Here is a 1,210-nt window from a genome sequence, read left to right on the forward strand (position 1 = left end):
GCGCCTTCCGTAGCGCCCGCGCTCTCGACGATGCGGTAGTGGCCGACGCCCTCTTCCGTGAAGAAGCGGCGCGTCGAGCGGACGTACTTGGTCGCGACGCGGATCTTGCGGCCGGTGGATGCTTCCATGCGCGCGGCGACGTCATCGACGTCAGCCATGGTCTCGACGTCGAGCCAGCTCTTGGGTGCGGCGACGACGAGATCGGCACGGCCGAAGCCGAGCGGCACCAGCAAATGAACGACGCGATCCAGATCGCCGGCCTGTTCGCGCAGCAGGTCTTCGCCACTGACACCGACATGGATGTCGCCGGAGATGACGCCAGCCGCGATCTCGCTGGCGGACAGGAGGCGGACTTCGACATCGGGCAAGCCGGCCATGCGGGCGAAGTAGCCACGCGCACCACCGATGGCTTCGATGCGGAAGCCTGCCTTGGCGAAGAACTCTTCAGCCTGCTCTTTGAGACGGCCTTTGGACGGGACGGCGAGGATCAGGGAGGTCATCAGCGGGCGCCCTTCCCTGTCTCGAGACGGTCAGCGCGAAGGGCTGCGCCAATGCCGCTGGCGTGGCGCTTGCCCCCGCTGAGGCGCGCGATCAGGCCATCGTAGCGACCGCCAGAGACGATCGGACGGTCGGCGGCGTTCTCACGGGCGAGTTCGAAGACGAAGCCGTCATAGTATTCGAAGCGGCGGCCTGCCTCGGCGCTGAAAACAGCATCGGCCCAGAAGGGCGGCTTGTGCTTCGCAATCAGGGCGAGGCGTTCGGCGTAGGCGTCGAGCGCGGCGGAGAGATCGAGGCCGGCCCCAGCGGCGAAGCTGCGCAGGGCATCGAGGCTGTTCGCGACCGGGGCGTTGAGCTTGAGATAGCTGGTCAGGGCGTTGGCGACGGCGGCTGCGGGGGCCACGTCGGCGGCCTTCTCGCGCAGGCGGGCGGCGACGTCTTCAACGGTGCGGCCGACGGGCTCGACGCCGAGTTTGGCGAGTTCGTCCTGAACGCCACGGGCAGCCTCGGCAGGCGCCAGCGCGCCAAGGCGGGCGACGGCGCCGGTGGGCTGGGCTTGATTGCTGGCGGCGGCTTCGAGCAGCTCGCGCGGGCCCTTGCGGCGCGAGAAGGCGCGGCGGAGGCGGTCGCGCCATTGCGGCGACAGGTCGAGGGCTGCGAGCACGGCGTGATAGATGGCGACGTCGCCGAAGCGGACGGTGGCGCCGGTTGC

The 1,210-nt window shown here is 69.5% G+C and carries 2 protein-coding genes; both read right to left on the bottom strand.

Annotation, left to right across the window (positions count from 1 at the left end):
- On the bottom strand, positions 1-503 hold a 503-nt coding region (hisG, locus tag EON91_RS14495), incomplete at its 3' end, for an ATP phosphoribosyltransferase (RefSeq protein ID WP_292096125.1).
- Positions 500-1,210: ATP phosphoribosyltransferase regulatory subunit (locus EON91_RS14500; protein ID WP_292096124.1), on the bottom strand; the 711-nt coding region annotated here is incomplete at its 5' end. The genes hisG and EON91_RS14500, both read right to left, overlap by 4 nt.

Origin of the sequence: Brevundimonas sp. (genome assembly GCF_004210735.1) — a bacterium.
Taxonomy (GTDB): Bacteria; Pseudomonadota; Alphaproteobacteria; order Caulobacterales; family Caulobacteraceae; genus Brevundimonas.